The sequence below is a fragment of the Shewanella chilikensis genome, assembly GCF_002836945.1.
In the GTDB taxonomy this organism is placed as follows: Bacteria; Pseudomonadota; Gammaproteobacteria; order Enterobacterales; family Shewanellaceae; genus Shewanella; species Shewanella chilikensis.
In genome coordinates, this window is sequence record NZ_NIJM01000021.1 from 15,458 (window position 1) to 32,484 (window position 17,027).

14 protein-coding genes and 1 riboswitch are annotated in these 17,027 nt (G+C 53.3%); of the genes, 8 read left to right on the forward strand and 6 right to left on the reverse strand.

Annotated features, from left to right (window positions below; genetic code table 11):
• Positions 1–671: 671 nt before the first annotated feature.
• Together CX651_RS09830 and CX651_RS09835 are read right to left on the reverse strand one after the other, a co-directional pair.
• Positions 672–947, reverse strand: coding sequence for a GIY-YIG nuclease family protein (locus tag CX651_RS09830; RefSeq protein WP_101055853.1), 276 nt, complete (start codon positions 945–947; stop codon positions 672–674).
• On the reverse strand, positions 944–3,082 hold the full coding sequence (locus tag CX651_RS09835) for a S9 family peptidase (RefSeq protein ID WP_373296839.1): 2,139 nt from the start codon (positions 3,080–3,082) through the stop codon (positions 944–946). Before CX651_RS09835 ends, CX651_RS09830 begins: the two co-directional genes overlap by 4 nt.
• Before the next feature lie 324 nt (positions 3,083–3,406).
• Positions 3,407–3,593, forward strand: a riboswitch (FMN riboswitch).
• A gap of 114 nt (positions 3,594–3,707) precedes the next feature.
• Here CX651_RS09835 and ribB point away from each other — a divergent pair.
• On the forward strand, positions 3,708–4,361 hold the full coding sequence (ribB, locus tag CX651_RS09840; RefSeq protein ID WP_025009206.1) for a 3,4-dihydroxy-2-butanone-4-phosphate synthase: 654 nt from the start codon (positions 3,708–3,710) through the stop codon (positions 4,359–4,361).
• A gap of 259 nt (positions 4,362–4,620) precedes the next feature.
• Entirely contained in the window at positions 4,621–7,818 is a 3,198-nt protein-coding gene (locus tag CX651_RS09845) for an EAL domain-containing protein (RefSeq protein ID WP_101055855.1), read from the forward strand.
• 41 nt (positions 7,819–7,859) lie between these two features.
• Here CX651_RS09845 and ftnA read toward each other — a convergent pair whose 3' ends face one another.
• Complete coding sequence (ftnA, locus tag CX651_RS09850) at positions 7,860–8,387, reverse strand: non-heme ferritin (RefSeq protein ID WP_028780740.1); 528 nt, start codon at positions 8,385–8,387, stop codon at positions 7,860–7,862.
• 274 nt (positions 8,388–8,661) lie between these two features.
• On the opposite strand from ftnA, the gene moeA reads away from it, so the two are divergent.
• Positions 8,662–9,906 (forward strand): molybdopterin molybdotransferase MoeA, encoded by a 1,245-nt coding sequence (gene moeA / locus CX651_RS09855; RefSeq protein WP_039034625.1) that lies wholly within the window; start codon positions 8,662–8,664, stop codon positions 9,904–9,906.
• A 7-nt stretch (positions 9,907–9,913) separates the two neighbouring features.
• Complete coding sequence (moeB, locus tag CX651_RS09860) at positions 9,914–10,666, forward strand: molybdopterin-synthase adenylyltransferase MoeB (protein ID WP_101055856.1); 753 nt, start codon at positions 9,914–9,916, stop codon at positions 10,664–10,666.
• A 53-nt stretch (positions 10,667–10,719) separates the two neighbouring features.
• Here the strand turns inward: moeB and CX651_RS09865 are convergent, their stop codons facing one another.
• Positions 10,720–12,549 (reverse strand): LamG-like jellyroll fold domain-containing protein, encoded by a 1,830-nt coding sequence (locus tag CX651_RS09865; protein WP_101055857.1) that lies wholly within the window; start codon positions 12,547–12,549, stop codon positions 10,720–10,722.
• Positions 12,550–12,821: 272 nt separating this feature from the next.
• Between CX651_RS09865 and CX651_RS09870 the strand changes: the two genes are divergently transcribed.
• From CX651_RS09870 to CX651_RS09880, 3 genes are all read left to right on the forward strand, one after another.
• Positions 12,822–13,481, forward strand: a complete 660-nt coding sequence (locus CX651_RS09870; protein WP_101055858.1) for a Bax inhibitor-1 family protein — start codon at positions 12,822–12,824, stop codon at positions 13,479–13,481.
• A 4-nt stretch (positions 13,482–13,485) separates the two neighbouring features.
• A complete protein-coding gene (locus CX651_RS09875; RefSeq protein WP_101055859.1) occupies positions 13,486–14,292 on the forward strand; it encodes a hypothetical protein in 807 nt (268 codons plus the stop codon).
• Positions 14,293–14,552: 260 nt separating this feature from the next.
• Positions 14,553–15,062 (forward strand): M23 family metallopeptidase, encoded by a 510-nt coding sequence (locus CX651_RS09880; protein WP_045283325.1) that lies wholly within the window; start codon positions 14,553–14,555, stop codon positions 15,060–15,062.
• Here the strand turns inward: CX651_RS09880 and CX651_RS09885 are convergent.
• Positions 15,031–15,915, reverse strand: a complete 885-nt coding sequence (locus tag CX651_RS09885; RefSeq protein WP_071476339.1) for a LysR substrate-binding domain-containing protein — start codon at positions 15,913–15,915, stop codon at positions 15,031–15,033. The two genes, CX651_RS09880 and CX651_RS09885, sit on opposite strands and share 32 nt — an antisense overlap.
• A gap of 108 nt (positions 15,916–16,023) precedes the next feature.
• On the opposite strand from CX651_RS09885, the gene CX651_RS09890 reads away from it, so the two are divergent.
• A complete protein-coding gene (locus CX651_RS09890) occupies positions 16,024–16,680 on the forward strand; it encodes an FMN-dependent NADH-azoreductase (RefSeq protein ID WP_101055860.1) in 657 nt (218 codons plus the stop codon).
• 85 nt (positions 16,681–16,765) lie between these two features.
• On the opposite strand, the gene CX651_RS09895 is transcribed toward CX651_RS09890, so the two are convergent.
• Positions 16,766–16,933 carry a YqaE/Pmp3 family membrane protein gene (locus CX651_RS09895; protein WP_025009192.1) on the reverse strand — a complete coding sequence of 56 codons (168 nt, stop codon included), beginning with the start codon at positions 16,931–16,933 and terminating at the stop codon, positions 16,766–16,768.
• Positions 16,934–17,027: the final 94 nt, after the last annotated feature.

Genomic DNA, 17,027 nt, shown 5'->3' on the forward strand with positions numbered 1-17,027 from the left:
TTCGAACTCGCCCCTGACGAGAATTCTCCGGCTCAGGGCACAAAAATCGGCCATAGATTGTATTCTTAATCAACTTTGTTATCAAGGATACACGGGGCGAAACCAAGAGAAAGCCGGACTCTTTGTGTCAGTTAACAAAAAACACAGTTAAGCGCCTTGATGCCAAGAACCAAATCCAGGACCAATACTTTTCCCAAAAAGGCTCGAAAATCAATTCGTCCGCTCGGAAACAATAAGCTACCGAGTTTTCTATCTGTTCGAGAGTGTAACATCAAGCATGCAACTGGTTTCCTGCTCGCCTCACTAGCCAACCTTTAAATGGACCACTTTACGATCCGGTTTGAGTGTCCGGCGGACACCCGAATAGCCAAATCGGTCACTTTTTAAGGAAAGAGGACACTAGTGCGGACACTTACTTCAAGATGGCCGCAAGAATAACAAATATAAACAATGTGTTATTGCTTTGGCATGTTTTCTGCTTTAGCTGATAAGAGAAACAGCCATCGACTGGCGTTGTGGAACTCGCCGGCCGCGGCTCTTTGTCACTATCTTGCTGATGGGCCATCGCTGATGAGCCATCACCCCCTCCTTGGGGACCCTCTTCCCGACCGCAGGAAGCGCCCGCTGTAATGGCCCGGCCATTGGCGCTCCTGCTCCTTTTTTAAGGTCACTCACCCCGGCATAGCTGCGGACTTGGCAATCAAACTCAGTTTGGCGCGCTTGCTCAGCTTTTTTACCGCCATTTCCCGCCGCAGGGCATCACCGTGGCTGCCAATCTCTTCACGATAAACGAGTTGCAAAGGCCCGCGACCACGCAGATATTTGGCGGCTTTGGGGCCGCCACTCTGATGCTCCTGCAGGCGCCGGGTCACATCCTTGGTGATCCCTGTATACAGTTCGCCCCAGGCGCAGCGCAGGATATACAGCTGCCAGTTATCACCACTCATTCCAGTCCCAACAGGCCGAGGAAGAAGGCATATTCCAGCGCGGTATCTTCAAATTGCCGGAAACGTCCGCTCTTGCCGCCATGGCCGGCCTCCATATCCGTCTGTAACAACAGCAGATTGTCGTCCGTCTTGTAGTCCCTGAGTTTGGCCACCCACTTGGCTGGCTCAAAATACTGCACCTGAGAGTCGTGCAGCCCTGTGGTCACCAACAGATGCGGGTAGGCCTGATGGCGAATGTTGTCATAGGGCGAGTAACTCAACATATAGTCAAAGTAGGACTTGTCATTGGGGTTGCCCCACTCATCATATTCATTGGTCGTCAGCGGAATCGACTCATCAAGCATGGTGGTTACTATATCCACAAAGGGCACATGGGCGGCCACCGCCAGGTAAAGATCCGGAGCCTGATTGACCACGGCGCCCATCAATAAACCACCGGCACTGCCACCGGCGGCAACCACTTTCCCGGGTGCGGCATAACCCAGATCCAAAAGTGCCCGGGTAGTGTCTTCAAAGTCATTGAAACTGTTTCGTTTATTAAACAGCCTGCCATCATCATACCAAGGCCTGCCGAGCATCTCTCCGCCCCGGACATGGGCAATGGCATAGACCACGCCACGATCAAGTAGGCTGAGAATAGAGGCATCGAAATCCGGCTCTATGATATGGCCGTAGGCACCATAACCGTACTGATACAGTGGGTTGCTGCCGTCTTTACGGAACTTGTCCTTGCGATACACCAGAGTCACGGGCACCTGGGCACCATCACGGGCCGGGATCAGCAAGCGCTCGGCCTGATAGTTGCCGGGCTCGAAGTCCCCCAAGACTTTTTCCTGCTTGAGCAGTTTGCGCTCGCCCGGCTTATCCAGTTGATAGCTGTAAATACTCTCGGGGGTAGTCGGGCTCGAGTAATATAACCTCAGTTCGCGACTGTGCTGGCTGGGATTGATATCCAGACCAACCACATAGGCCGGGTCATCAAAGGTCAATTCATAGCCCCGGCTGAGATCGGTATGGGGATAGACCTTGATATGGCTCAGCCCCTGGCTGCGGCTCTGTACTATCAGATAATCGTCCAGCAATAACAGGTCTTCGAGGCGCACCTCGGGATCATGGGCCAGCACCTGTTGCCACTTGCGCTTGTCGCCGGCATCGGCAGCCGTGGTTTTCATCAGCCTGAAATTGGTCGCCTGCCAGTTGCTAAGGATGAAAAATTCATCTCCTCGTTTGGCGATGCTGTATTCGTGGCCCTCTTCCCGCGGCAGAAACGCCCGGAATTCGCCGAGCGGGGCGTTGGCATCGAGCAGGGAAACTTCACTGGTCGTGGTGCTCTCGTGGTGCAATACAATCAGGGATTCATCCAGACTCTTGCCGAGGGAGATATAGAAGGTATCGTCCTGCTCTTCATAAACCAGCAGATCCTCGCTCTGAGGGCTTCCCAGCTTGTGCCGGAAAACCTGGTATCCCAGCAGGGTCTGTGGGTCTTTGGCGATATAGAACACATAACGGTTGTCATTGCTCCAGACCACCCGGCCATCGACGCCCGTCAGCTTGTCGGCAAGCTGTTCACCTGTGGCAAGATCTTTAAAATAGACGCTGTAAATACGGCGGCTGAGGGTATCCTCGGCGAAGGCCAGTATCTGCTCATCCGGGCTGACAGACACTCCGCCAAGGGCGTAAAACTCCTGCCCCTCGGCGCGCCGGTTAACATCAAGCAACAACTGCTCTTCACCATTGAACTCACGGCTTCTGGCGATCACCGGATACTCCAGCCCGGCCTCGAAACGACGATAATACCAATGGTTATGCCAGCGATATGGCACGCTGCTCTCATCCTGCTCCAGCCTGGAGGTCAGCTCTTTAAACAGTTTCTGTTTCAGCGGTTCCCAAGGTTTAAGGCGCGCGGCGGTATAGGCGTTTTCCCGCTCCAGATAGTCGATAACGTCCGGGGCCTTACGTTCATCGTCACGCAGCCAATAATAGTCGTCTGTCCTGGTCACACCGTGAAGACTCATGGTGTGGGGACGTTTTTCGGCAACCGGTGCCACCAGCTTATTTTCTGAATTCATTCCACTGCATCCGCACAGCCACAAGGCTGTGCCTAAAACCAACATCAGGGATCCTGCTCGACTCATCACTCTTCCTTAGGGAATTCTTGCAAAGGACTAGGGCCATTTGCTGCGAACCACGCCTTGCATCCAGGCCCGTAAGCCGACGCAGAGCACACATGGGACTTGTTCGCACCTTCCTTAGCCTGAGAAGCATTAATATCAGCGGCCTACTCCCTCGACTACAGGCCGCCTGCATATAGTGACGCCGACCGGCGCCAACGGCAAGCCCTGCCGCCCGAGTCCGGATCTCTAAGGCTCCCCTTCACCCGCAGAAAATGTGACCCTGTCCGCTTGTCATTTGTATGTAACAGGCGCATGCTGGTGCCGCCTGCCACATACAAGTGACAGGTCAATTCTCAGGGCGGGGTGAAATTCCCCACCGGCGGTAAATCATGTCAGCGACATGAAAGCCCGCGAGCGCCCGCCAGATTCTGGCGGGGTCAGCAGATCTGGTGTCATCACGACCTAGCGTGACTATTCCAGAGCCGACGGTGTTGCCATTTAGATGGCTCAGTCCGGATGAAAGAGAATCAGATTGCCGCGAGGCGATCCGCTTAGTGACACGTCTCTGCCAGCGGCAGAGAGGCCCACTATTCCTTTCTTTGCCCTGATTCTGGAAAACCCAAGCCGTAATTTAAGGATTTTTACCATGAATCAGTCATTATTAGCGCCTTTTGGCACCCCGATTGAAAGAGTCGAAACCGCCCTGGAAGCACTGCGTCAAGGCCGCGGTGTTTTGGTGGTCGACGATGAAGACAGAGAAAACGAAGGCGATCTTATCTTCGCCGCCGAGAGTCTGACCAACGCCCAGATGGCGATGCTGATCCGCGAATGCAGCGGCATTGTCTGTCTTTGCCTTACCGACGAGAAAATCAAGGCCCTGCAGTTGCCGCCCATGGTGGAAAACAACTCCAGCCAGTTCGGCACCGCCTTTACCGTAAGCATTGAGGCCAAAGTCGGAGTCACGACAGGGGTTTCCGCTGCCGACCGGGTGACGACTATCAAGACCGCCATTGCCGACAACGCCAAACCGGAAGACCTGGCCCGCCCAGGACACGTCTATCCGCTGCGGGCTCAGCCCGGTGGTGTGATGACCCGCCGCGGTCACACAGAGGGCACTGTGGACTTGATGCAACTGGCAGGCCTAAAACCCGCCGGAGTGCTGTGCGAGGTGACCAATCCGGATGGCACCATGGCCAGACTGCCACAAATCATTGCCTTTGGTGACAAACACGACCTGCCGGTTCTTTCCATCGAGGATATTGTCAGCTATCGCGAATCTCTGCTGGCCAACGCAGGCTAATAAACCAGCACTCTCTAACTATTTAATCAAAAGCGGCTACATAGCCGCTTTTGTTTTAAACAAACCAGCAAACTAGGTTACAACAAGGCTTACATTAACCCTTTTCTTTTTAAGGTTTATTTTCGTGACCTAGATTAGAAATCCTTGAATAACGGGTCGCCCCCTGATAGGCAATATGTTACTTATCGAGAGTTATTGCCTGTATCCCAATAGCTTACAGGCAGGTCTTTATCAGTTAGGATTTCGAGGAGAGCCATAGGTGTTAAGCCAACTGAGCCTAAAGCGCAAATTACTCTTGTTTGCCTTAGTGCCTGTTTTGGTTCTCAGCCTACTGGGTTGTGTGCGTTTATTTGAACTGCTGCATAACTATCGTTTGGCCAACCAAAGTTATCATGCCGTCGAGGTAGGGCGTCGCCTGGCCGATCTCATCTACGAATTGCAGCAGGAACGTGGTCTCAGCGCCGCCTATATCGCCTGCGATGGTAAGTGCTTTGCCGATAGTCTGCAGGTGCAGCAGCAGCGGGTATCGGCACAGATAACCGCCCTGCAAAACTCTCCCCACTTATTGCAACTCCCTGAACAACTGTCTCCTACGGCCCAGCATCTGCTACAAACCAAACTGGAAGCTCTGCGGCTCGGCAAGCAGGCTCTGGAAAACAACCGGCGCGAACTATTGAGCCGCGACGAAAGCGACGCACTGAATTTCTATTCCGACTTTAACTACGAACTCCTGCTGGGTATAGCTAATCTGCAATCCCTGTCAAGCAATGTACAACAGGCCAGAGCCTATGCCGACCTGGCTGCACTATTGCGGATTCAGGAATTGGCGGTGCGCGAGCGCGGCCTGATCAACGGCATGCTGCTGAAACGTCAGTTTGATACCGACAGTTATGAACAGCTGTTGGCATTAATAACAGAGCAAGATCAGAGCATAGATCTGTTCCGGGCCAGTGCTATAGCAGAACACAAACAACGCTTGCAAACCATGCTGCAGGATAATAAGAGTCGGGCATTGAATAACGTCAGGGAACAACTGCGCCAACAAGATGCCATCACGCGCCAGGCACACAAGTTCAGCTCCCAGCTGGGTTATGGCGGCCTATTGCATGAGTTTAAAAACTTTCTTCTTCGGGGAGAAAGCAGGTACCAACAAGGCTTCTATAGCAAACTGGAATCACTGGAGCAGATCCTCAACAAACTAAGCTCAAACCGGGTGCTCTCTAATACACAACAACAGGCGATCGCCCAAATCGAGGACAAACTCAACGAATATCGCCACAAGATGCAGCTGATAGCATCCATGCAAAGCTGGGGGGCCAAGGTGAAAGAGATAGACTCCCTGGTGCAGATTTCCGACGAGCAGATGCTCGATGCTCTGAAGGCCCTGACCCAACCCAAGCCACCTGTGACTCCCGAAGTCTGGTGGCAGTTGGCCAGTGAAAGGATCCGCCAAATGGATGCCATAGCCGACAGTATTTCCGATGATATTCTCAATCTTTCCAACGCTCAGCGCGCCCAATCGCTGCGCCTTATTGCCCTCTATCTCCTTTCAGCCGCCGTCACTATCGGCCTGCTGTTGTTTCTTGGCCGGGCCCTGAGTCACAATCTGCTCAGGCGTATCTATGCTATAGCCAACAACATGCGCTTGATGACCAAGGATCCTAATCTGGATCTGGATATCAAGGTCGAGGGTAAGGATGAATTGGCCGACATGGCCAAGGCTCTGGGACAAATGCTTAATGAAAGGCAAAAATCCTATCAACAGTTGAAACAGGCCGCTGCGGTATTCGACTACTCAGGCGAGGGGATTGTCATCACAGATGCCAATAACCGTATTGAACTGGTCAACCCGGCATTCAGCCGCATTACCGGTTACAAGCTGGAAGAGGTCAAGGGCAAGAATCCTTCAATACTCAACTCCTATCGCCACGATGATGCCTTCTTCAGTAATATGTGGGATAGCCTGCTGACCAATAACAAATGGGAAGGCGAGATCTGGAATAAGCGCAAAGACGGTGAAATTTATCCTGAGTACTTGGCCATCACCCTGGTTAGAGACGATAACAACAATATACTCAAACACATAGGTTTGTTTGTCGATATCAGCCACCGTAAAAAATACGAGCAGGACATCTGGTATCAGGCTCATTTCGATATTCTGACCAAGCTGCCTAACCGCAAGATGTTCAACGAGCGGCTGCACCACGAGCTGTTACAGGCCCGTATTCATGGTCACAAACTGGCAATTCTGTTGATCGATCTCGACAGGTTCAAATATATCAATGATGTACTGGGCCACAAACGCGGTGATCTACTGTTACAACAGGTGGCGAGAAGATTGGAGTCACTCCCGGATGAACAGAAGTTTGTCGCCCGCATAGGGGGCGATGAATTTGCCGTGATCTTGCCACACTATAAGAATGATGCCGCCCTGACAGCAGTAGCCGACAGAGTAAAAGCCCTGTTCGGCAATAGCTTCGATATCGATGGTCAGGACACCCTGATCTCGGTCAGCTTTGGTATAGGTGTCTATCCCGAGGACGGCGATGACATAGATGCCCTGACCCGCAACACAGAAACCGCCATGTACAGCGCCAAAGACAACGGCCGCGACAACTACCAGTATTTCACTCCCAGCATGAACGCCAGCATGCTGGAGCGCTTGCAGTTGGAGCAACATCTAAGAAGCGCCGTGTTGCATCAAGAGTTTTGCTTGCATTATCAACCCATAGTTTCTATGGAAACCGGCCAAATCACCTCTGTCGAGGCGTTGATACGCTGGAATGACCCCGAATATGGCTGGGTTTCGCCGGAGAAATTCATTCCTATCGCAGAGAACAACGGCCTAATAGAGCCGATAGGCGAATGGGTACTGGAACAAGCACTGAAAGACCTAAGCCATTGGCATGCCAAGGGAATAAAGCTGGATATGGCGATCAACGTCTCCAGCCGCCAGTGTATCAATGTCAGTGGGGTACGCTTCGACACCTTGCTGGCCGACGCCATCAAACGTCACGGCATAGCCGCCGAGAGACTGCACATAGAAATCACCGAATCCATGTTGCTGGACGACAGTCCCCATTGTTTGGAGGTGCTCAACAGCATTCGCCAACTCGGGGTGACGATTCATATGGATGATTTTGGAACCGGCTTCTCCTCCTTGAGCTATCTGCGTAAGTTCCCTATCTCAGTGATCAAAATCGACAAAAGTTTTGTCGATAATGCCTTGGTGAATGAGGCCGATGCCAGCCTGGTGCGGGCAATAGTCATGATGGGCAAGAGCCTGGACTTACAACTGGTGGCAGAAGGCATAGAGACCCGCGCGCAATGGATCTTGCTCAAGTCCATGGGCTGTGATTTTGGCCAGGGCTATCTGCTTTCAAGACCGCTGCCGGCCAAGAGCCTGACTCCGATCCTCGCTCAGGGTGAAACTTTCATTCGTCAGCTTCTGGCATAAAAAAGCAGCCTTAAGGCTGCTCTTGTCATCAGCGGATAGCCTTAAGCCATCTGTGCATTCATCACTGTCTCGCCACCTTCGCTCGCCAGTTGCATCAGGTCCTTGTCCACCAGGAACAGCGCCTTGCCATCCTCGCCCACCAGGCGGATCTTGTCGACAATCGACTTGAATAGCTTCTCTTCTTCATGCTGCTCGGCCACATACCACTGCAGGAAGTTGAAGGTAGAATAATCTTGAGTCGTGAAGGCGGTATGAGCCAAAGCATTGATCTTGCTGGTGATCAGCTGCTCGTGCTCGTAAGTGTACTCGAACAGGGACAGCAGGGATTCAAAATTGGCCTTTGGAGCTTCAATGGCGCCCAGCAGAGGCATGCCACCGGTTTCACTCACATAGGTGAACAGACGGCGCATATGCTGCATCTCTTCATCGGCGTGATCCCGCAGGAACTTGGCCGCGCCTTCAAAGCCTTTGTCTTCACACCAGGCGCTCATCTGCAGATACAGGTTAGAGGAGAAAAACTCCATATTGATCTGCTCGTTCAACTTATCAATCATGGCTTGTGCCAACATATCCTTGCCTCTCATTTCGGGTATCTGTTTCATGGGCGCTATTGTTATCAAGGGACACAACAAATGCAAGAATCTTTACCTAACGCAATGATTTATAATGAAAACACTTTTCATTTAACTTGAATTCTCATTTGCTATTTGGCGCAATCCGCTGACTGTAAAAGGAAAAGCCTGCACCCAGTGCACGAAAACTGGCATGCAGATCATAGTCATCCACTTTCAGCGTGGCATAATAGCCAACCAGGTTCAGTAATAGCTCAAATAAGGTTGCTCTATGTCCAAGCCGCAAGACGTCTGTGCCCATCCAGGGCTGATGCATCCGGATCTCGCTCTGCCCCTGCTACTCGAGCAGGTCACCCCGTTGGAAGATACCGAAACCGTGCAACTGTCGGATTCTCTGGGACGAGTATTGGCAGAAGACTTGGCCAGCAGCATAGACTTGCCGCCGTTCGATAACTCGGCGATGGACGGCTACGCCTATCGTTATGCCGACCTGCCCGAGAAGGCCAGCCTGAAATTACTGGGTAGCTCCTTTGCCGGCCACCCTTTTGAAGGCCAATATCAGCCAGGCGGCTGTGTTCGCATCATGACTGGCGCTCCTGTGCCTGCGGGTTTCGATACAGTGCAGATGCAGGAGAAAACCGAAGCCAATGGCGAGCAGATCACCATAGAACCTTGCAAGCAGGCCGGAGACAATGTGCGTGGCCGCGGCGAAGAGCTGCTGGCCGGCACCAAGGTCCTCAGGGCCGGCACTCTGATAGGTGCCGCCGAAATGGGGGTGATGGCCACCATAGGCATCAGCAGCCTTAGAGTGATCCGTAAGGTTAAAATCGCTTTCTTCTCCACAGGTGATGAATTGCGCCCCGTGGGTTCAGAGTTGGCGCCCGGTCAGATCTATGACTCCAATCGCTACTCGATTCAGGGCCTGCTCAGCCGCGCCGGTGTCGAGTGGCAGGATCTCGGCGTTATTGCGGATGATCCTGAGGCTATCCGCCAAGCGTTTCGCAACGCCTCGGCCAGTGCCGATATGGTGATCACCTCAGGGGGGGTCTCGGTCGGTGAGGCCGACTTCACCAAGCAGATCCTCGATGAGGAAGGCAAAATAAGCTTCTGGAAACTGGCGATCAAGCCGGGCAAACCCTTTGCCCTCGGCCATATAGGCAAGGCGGTGTTCTGTGGTCTGCCGGGCAACCCGGTTTCATCCATGGTGACCTTCTACAAGCTGGTGTGGCCTTTGCTGCATAAACTGCAGGGGCTGCCACAACCAACCCCACTACTACTGGATGCCAAATTGACCGCCCCCATACGTAAACAGCCAGGACGGGTGGAATACCAGCGCGGTATTCTGAGCCGCAACCAGGACGGGGAACTGGAAGTGGCGGTAACCGGCTCACAGGGTTCGGGCATGCTGACCTCCATGAGCCTGGCCAACTGTTTTATTATTCTGGAACAGATGCAGGGCGACACCCCGGCGGGCACCAGAGTCACGGTAGAACCCTTTAACAGCGTGCTGTGCTGAGGCCGATATGAGCGACGAGATACTCACAGATGCCGAGATGCTGCGCTACAGCCGGCAGATCTCCATCAAGGCGATGGACATTGAAGGCCAGGAGAAGCTCAAACAGGCCAAGGTGCTGATGATAGGTGCCGGTGGCCTAGGCTGCGCTGCCGGTCAGTATCTGACGGTTGCCGGGGTCGGCAAGTTGACCCTGGTGGACTTCGACACTGTCGAACTGTCCAACCTGCAGCGCCAGGTACTGCACCAGGATGGCAATATAGGCCAGCCCAAGGTGGAATCGGCCAAAGAGAGCCTGAGTGCGCTCAATCCCCATTTTCAGATAGAAACCATCAATGGAGTGTTGGATGATCCCGAATTGGATCAACTGGTTGCCGAACACCATCTGGTGCTGGACTGCACCGACAATGTTGCGGTGCGCGAACAGCTCAATCGCAGCTGTTTTCGGCATAAGGTGCCCTTGGTGTCCGCTGCCGCTATCCGTATGGAAGGGGTGATCTCCGTCTTCGGTTATCAGCAACAGATGCCTTGCTATCACTGTTTCAGCAGTCTGTTCGGCGAGCAGCAACTCAGCTGTGTCGAGTCGGGTATTCTGGCGCCGGTCGTCGGTATGATGGGCTGCCTGCAAGCAGTGGAAGCCATCAAGGTGATCAGTGGTATCGGTAAGCCGCTCTACGGTCGTTTGCTGATGTTCGATGCCATGACCATGGAGTTTCGCGAGATGAAGCTGCCGCAGATCCCCAACTGCCCCGTCTGCGGTTGAGTCTGCAATAACAAGAGGCTGCCTGGGCAGCCTCTTTGATTTTCAGCATTTTTTTACTTGGCGTTAAGCCAGTCAGACTCAGGCAATACCCTGTCGACAATCCGGATCTCGGCAATATCACCACGGAACAGATCGGCCACCTCACCGTCCCAACTGGAGGCGCCTACCATCCATTCGCCGCCGGGAATACTCACCAGCCCATGCTGCTCGGCTTCGGCGGTACGCATTACCCTGGAGTTGTCCACATACATGGTGGCGTATTGGCCGTCGTTGACTATGGCCACGTGATACCAATAATCCCTGTCCACTTCCCAAGACCAGTTGCTGGGCCCCACGCCATTGCTGGAGGTGGAGATCCACTGGAACTCCTTGAGACTGGAGGCGGTCAACGCCAGCGAAGGATCGCCGCCGCCACAATCCAGCTTATGGTGTTCACACACCTGGCTCTGGCTGGGTTTATGGGCAAAGACGGCGCCCCAGGCATTTTCCGATGCCTGCCACTCTGGTGCCAGACGCACTATCATCTCTATGGTGTACTGCGGCAGAACACCCGCCTGGCCATCGGCAGAAACCAGCGTCGGTGCCTGGCTGGAGAGGTAATAGCCGCCCTGGGTGTTGCCGCCCTTGAAACGAGCCGCCCCAGTGGCGTGGCCGAAGCCAGGAGCTTCACCGAGCAGTTCAAACAATTGCTCCTGAGTGCCACTGCTGCCTGCCTTGGCCTTGAGGCTCAAGGTATTGCCGCGCCCGGAAAGATCCATAAACTGCACCTTGGTTGGATCTGTGCTGGTTAACTTATGCTCGGCATCGAATATCCAGTAGGCAAGTGTTCCTTCAAGCTTACCCGGGCCTTCGGTTTCCACTTCCTGATTCAGCTTGGCAAAACGTTTTTCAAAGTCCAGTGGCTGTTCAAACTCCCAGCGTTGCAGCACATCCTGAGGCTGCCTCTCTGCCTCAGGGATGGCCGCTACCCAAGGTGAAAATGAACGGAACTGCAACCGCTTGTTGGCTTCATCGAAACTCACCAGTTGCAACATAGCGTTGCCACCCCAGAATCCCGATTGGTAGTCCACCAAGATCATGACCACATCGCGACCATAGCGGTTCTTGGCCACCATCTTGGCCTCACCATGGTGATGGCCGTTGAAGGTGAGAAAAATCTGGTCATTGTCTTTGATCAACTTGTCCCACAGCATGGCGCCATTGTCGGTAAATATGGCGCTGTTGCCATCATCGGCCACATTTAATAACTGATGGGTAGTAAGTATGGTTGGTGTTTCCGGGTGAGCATCCAATACTGACTGTGCCCAGGCTATGCTGGCCGCCGAGGTACGCCAGTCGAGCGCCAGCAACAGATACTCGCGCTCACCGCCCTTGAAGAGGTGATAACTGTTGAAGCCGGTGGCATCTGCCCCCTGGAAACTGGCAAAGTTATTTTGCTGCAAAGACGCCGGGAAATGCTTGAGGAAAGGCTCTGCCGCCAGGGTTCTGTCGCTGTCGAGGTTGCTGTTGATATCAACCCCGGACTGACGGTAAGCCAGCACATCATGGTTACCCGCCAATATGCTGTATGGGGTGGCTGGATTGGCCTCCAGAATGCTCATGGCCGCACGGGCATTGAGCCATTCCTGCTCTGAGTCAGGCAGGTCAACCACATCCCCCAGATGCGCCGTAAAAACGATATTTTGTTGCTGGTAGTTATCGGCAATCCATTGAGTTTGAGCATTGTAGCGCTCGGGATTATAACGGGAGTACTTCTGGGTATCGGGCATGACCACCAGAGTGTAACTCTCGGCTGCGGCTTGAGTGCCACTGTCGCTATCTGAGTTACACCCGGTCAGGCCAAGCACGGCGCCCAGAACCAGTGCTCCAATTGAGTGTCGCATTAAATCTCTCCAGTTCAGGCTAGTAAGAAAGTCTGAATTTAAACAAGGACAGATGAAGCAAAATAAATACTTTTATTTCAAAATCATTAAGTTACAACAAAGCATCAAAATGTACATACTAGCAACAAAAGTCACTGTTGCAGCAAGCGCTTGAGGGTTGGAAGATGTCCTACAGGATTTTGGGTGATAGCGCCTTGTTGAGCCTGATATTTTTCTATATTGTGTGGCGCTTTCATCTCGCCTGACTTCCACAAACAAGGAAATTTCCCACTATGGACAATAGCCTGCGACGCAACTATGGCACAAATAAGGGCCAGATCAGTGCCGGCAAATATAACCTGGTCGTTGGTCTGACCCTGATCTGGGGGTTTGTGGTCAACTATCTGATGGTGTTGAATATCGATCCTGAAATCATCATCACCATTCCAATCTGGCTGTTCTTTATCGGCTACTTCGTCTGCTGTATGGCGGGCATCTATCTATTTGAAAGCTCAGCCCAGCCCGCGATAAGCTTTCTCGGCTACAACCTGGTCGTTGTTCCCTTCGGTCTGATAATTAACCTGGTGGTCAGCAGCTATGACCCGACTCTGGTGTTGGAGGCACTGCGGATAACGACTATCGTGACTCTGGCAATGATGATATTGGGCACCCTATTTCCCGCCTTCTTTGCCCGCATAGCCGGCGCCCTGACAATAGCCCTACTGTTGGTGATCATTGTCGAACTGGTAGAGCTATTTATCTTCAAGACCCATCACGGCATTACCGACTGGATAGTGGTATTGATCTTCTGTGGCTACATTGGCTATGACTGGGGCCGAGCCAATGCCAAGGAAAAGACAGTCGACAACGCCATCGACAGCGCCGCCGCGCTTTATATGGATATCATCAACCTATTCCTACGCATTTTGAGCATTCTGGGAAGAAGGAATTAACGCCTTGCGTTTACTCTTGCTGTTGCTGCTCCCCATGGCTTTTTCCTCTCTGAGCGCTGCCGAGTGCAGCACTCAGGCTCTGGCCAAGGCCAGGAGAGATTTCCAACAAGGTTATGCCAAAGGCGAGTATCAACAGGCAACGGCGGCGCTCGCCGCCTTTCATCAAGAATGTGGCTATGAGTTGTTCCCCAAAATCAAAGGTGCGACCGAGCCGGCCATCAAAGATGTTCGCCGCTATTACTGGCTGATAAGCGATCTCTTGTTGGGCCTGTCCCGCAGTGGACAGCTCAACGAATGCATAGCCCTGGCCGAGTATGAAGAGCTCAATTGGGGTAGCCACTTTTATCGCCTCGGGGGTGAATCCGTGCTGGCGGCCCTGCAATACAACGCCGCCAACTGCAAGAGCAACAGAGAGCAAAAGCTCGGCAGTTTCAGTCAACCAACTTGTCCAATCGCAGGTGCTGCGGATGCGCTGGCTATTCCCTCAAGCTGGCAGATGGGCCAGGCCTGCTTGCGACTGTTTCCGGGGCAAGCAGAAACCGAGTTTGACGCAGGCGATCAGATCCCGCCCCATATCGAACTGATAACCGCCACTGAACACCACAAACTGGCCTTTGCCGACGGCAAGCTTGGCAGTGGCGATTTTTGCGGCTTCTCTACTCTGACTCTGGGCCACAATAAGCAATTACGCATTTCGGGAAGTGGCGGATTCTGCTGGCAAGGCAGTGCGGCTTTTATGCTCGACTCTGTCTACCGCTTGCAGCAAGATAAACTGACCATCACAGACGAACTGTTTGTCCCAATCCACTGAAGCATTATGGGATGTTCGATTACAGAAATGCTGCTGAATATCCCGAGGTCTCAATACCTTTATGTCACTGCGGGTGTCATCGGAAAATCTTTCTGGCACTGAGCTGTGATAGCACTCCAGGACGCAAGCCAAGAGCAAAACCCCAGAACCAGGATAGGTTTGGCATCCAAGTACTATCTTGATAGGCTCGGGATAAAACAAGACCCGATAACGCGAATAGCGATCTGCTGTTAATTTTGAAGCTAAGGAAGGTGTCGGCAATGAAGAAACGTTATGGCTTTATCCTGCTGCTACTGCTGATCTTTGCCGGTGCCCTGATCCCGGAAAACCCACAGGTGCCGGTTCACCAGGCCAGCGCCAAAGACTGGCATAAAGACAGTTTCTGGTATTACCCCTGGGGCACCTCCGGGGTACACAAGGGCATAGACATCTTCGCCGCCCGCGGCACTCAAGTGCAGGCCCCGACGCCCATGCTGCGCCTCTATCAAGGGGAGTGGCGTCTCGGCGGCAAGGTGGTGCTGGCCTTGGGGCCAGGCTGGAAGTTGCATTATTTCGCCCATCTGGACAGCCTGGAGCCGAACGGTTTTTATCTACCTCAGGGCAGCAAACTGGGCACGGTCGGCGACTCGGGCAATGCCAAAGGCAAGCCGCCCCATCTGCACTACAGCATAGTCAGCCTCATGCCCATGCCTTGGTTGATGGATGATGCGCCCCAGGGATACAAGAAGGCGTTTTATCTCAATCCTGTGACCTATCTGGCGCCCCGCTGAGTGCCTGCTGCCTGAGCCATTCGAGAAACACCCTGACTCTGTGGCTCTGCTCGCGGCCGGGAGCCGGCAGCAGCCGATAACTGAGTCCAGGCAACACCTTGCCCGGCAAGCAAGGTTTCAACCAACCCCGCTCCACCAAAGAGGCCACCAGCACAGAACTGGCAAGTGCCAGGCCTTCACCGGCCAGAGCGGCCTGCACCAGGTGATCCTCCTGGGTAAACTCCAGCAATCTGGCACCTTTGAACTCGTGATAGGTCTGTTGCCATTGCTGCCAATCGAGTCCGTCGAGAGCCGGGTTCTGCCAGCGGGTCTGCAACAGCGTCACCTGAGGTTGTTTGCTCTTGAGATAACCGGGACTGGCGTAAATGCCGAACGTCTCACTGAACAGCACCTCTTCGCCTTCTGCCGCTTTGCCGTAGCGTATGCAGAGATCTGTCTCACCCAGAGGGTCGCTAGGCTGCAGCCCCTCATCGCTGCTGACCGACACCCGAATATCGGGGAAACGCTGCTGAAAGTCCGGCAATCGCTGCGCCAGCCATAGGGCGGCAAAACCATGGGTGGTGGAAACTCTCAGCTGGTTTGGTGTCACTCCCAAACGTTCAATCCCCTGGGCTATGCCGAGCAAGGCCTGGCGACAGGATTCTGCCAACTCGGCTCCAGCCGGTGTCAGTGATACCGCCCGGGTCTGGCGGATAAACAGGCGGGTGTCCAGCTGAGTCTCAAGATTTCTTATCTGATGGGAAACCGCGGTCGGAGTCAGGCTCAACTCCTCCGCAGCCAGCTTGAAGCTCAGATGCCTGGCGGCGGCTTCGAACACTCTCAAGTTATTCAGTGTGGGTAAATGGGCAAACATTGCGATCAAATAAGTGAATTTTGCTCATCTATAAGTGAGAAATGACCCTTTGTCAACTCGAGCGGTATTCCAGATAGTTATGCCCTGAGCAAACAAACGGAGAAAGTGATGAAAACCCTTTTAAGAATAGATGCCAGTGCGAGAAGAACCGACAATGACAAGTCCAGCTACAATTCGATTTCCAAGTCGTTGGCGCAGCTATTCTGCGATCACTGGCAAACCCAAAATAACCTATCAAAATTCATCTATCGTGATCTGGGTGACCAAGCACCACCGGCCATCACCCAAGATTGGATTGCCGCTGTATTCACCCCGGAGGAACTCCAAAGTACAGAGCAGCAACGGCTGCTGGCACTGTCGGACTGCCTTATCGACGAGTTGCAGCGGGCCGATATCATTCTGATCTCAACGCCCATGTACAACTATGGCATGCCGGCGGCACTCAAGGCCTGGTTTGATCAGGTCATACGCATCAATCGCACATTCAGCTTCGACTTAAAGCGCGGCGATTTTCCGCTGCGACCGATATTCAGCGGCAAGAAACTGGTGTTGGTTTACTCCTGCGGCGAGTTTGGCTTTGGCGACGAGGGCATTCGCGCCGGAATGAATCACCTGGGTCCCCATATCAAGACCCTGAGCCACTATCTTGGGGTAGAACAGTTTTATGAGGTGCGCAGTGAATTTCAGGAGTTTGCCGACGAGCGCCATCGGGTTTCCATCGAAGCGGCCAGCGCCTCACTGAGGGAACTGGCCCAAAAAATTTAGCAATCAAACCACTGCGTTTGAGAAACCAAAGCCCAGATTGGCCGCTAACAAAGACCGGCCAATGCCACTGTCTCAGCGCTTGTGCTCAGTTCTTGGTCACCACCCAGAGCGCATGCAGCAACCCCGGAAACCAAAAGAACAGACAGAGAATGATATTGATCAGCAGGTCTTTACCGGCACCGGCTTTGAGAAATACCGCCACCGGTGGCAACAAAATGGCGATGATGACGAGCAAGAGTTTATTGGTATCCATGGTATGACTCCTGGCAAGGAATTAAAGGGACAACCCATTTAACTTGGCAGCATGATGCCCGGCTTGCAACCTTTTCCCTTTCCCTGAGTAAATC

Coding starts and splice junctions, on each gene's coding strand:
- CX651_RS09830 (WP_101055853.1), bottom strand. CDS start 947: ATGAGTGGTGATAACTGGCAGCTGTATATCCTGCGCTGCGCCTGGGGC.
- CX651_RS09835 (WP_373296839.1), bottom strand. CDS start 3,082: ATGAGTCGAGCAGGATCCCTGATGTTGGTTTTAGGCACAGCCTTGTGG.
- ribB (WP_025009206.1), top strand. CDS start 3,708: ATGAATCAGTCATTATTAGCGCCTTTTGGCACCCCGATTGAAAGAGTC.
- ftnA (WP_028780740.1), bottom strand. CDS start 8,387: ATGTTGGCACAAGCCATGATTGATAAGTTGAACGAGCAGATCAATATG.
- moeA (WP_039034625.1), top strand. CDS start 8,662: ATGTCCAAGCCGCAAGACGTCTGTGCCCATCCAGGGCTGATGCATCCG.
- moeB (WP_101055856.1), top strand. CDS start 9,914: ATGAGCGACGAGATACTCACAGATGCCGAGATGCTGCGCTACAGCCGG.
- CX651_RS09865 (WP_101055857.1), bottom strand. CDS start 12,549: ATGCGACACTCAATTGGAGCACTGGTTCTGGGCGCCGTGCTTGGCCTG.
- CX651_RS09870 (WP_101055858.1), top strand. CDS start 12,822: ATGGACAATAGCCTGCGACGCAACTATGGCACAAATAAGGGCCAGATC.
- CX651_RS09880 (WP_045283325.1), top strand. CDS start 14,553: ATGAAGAAACGTTATGGCTTTATCCTGCTGCTACTGCTGATCTTTGCC.
- CX651_RS09885 (WP_071476339.1), bottom strand. CDS start 15,915: ATGTTTGCCCATTTACCCACACTGAATAACTTGAGAGTGTTCGAAGCC.
- CX651_RS09890 (WP_101055860.1), top strand. CDS start 16,024: ATGAAAACCCTTTTAAGAATAGATGCCAGTGCGAGAAGAACCGACAAT.
- CX651_RS09895 (WP_025009192.1), bottom strand. CDS start 16,933: ATGGATACCAATAAACTCTTGCTCGTCATCATCGCCATTTTGTTGCCA.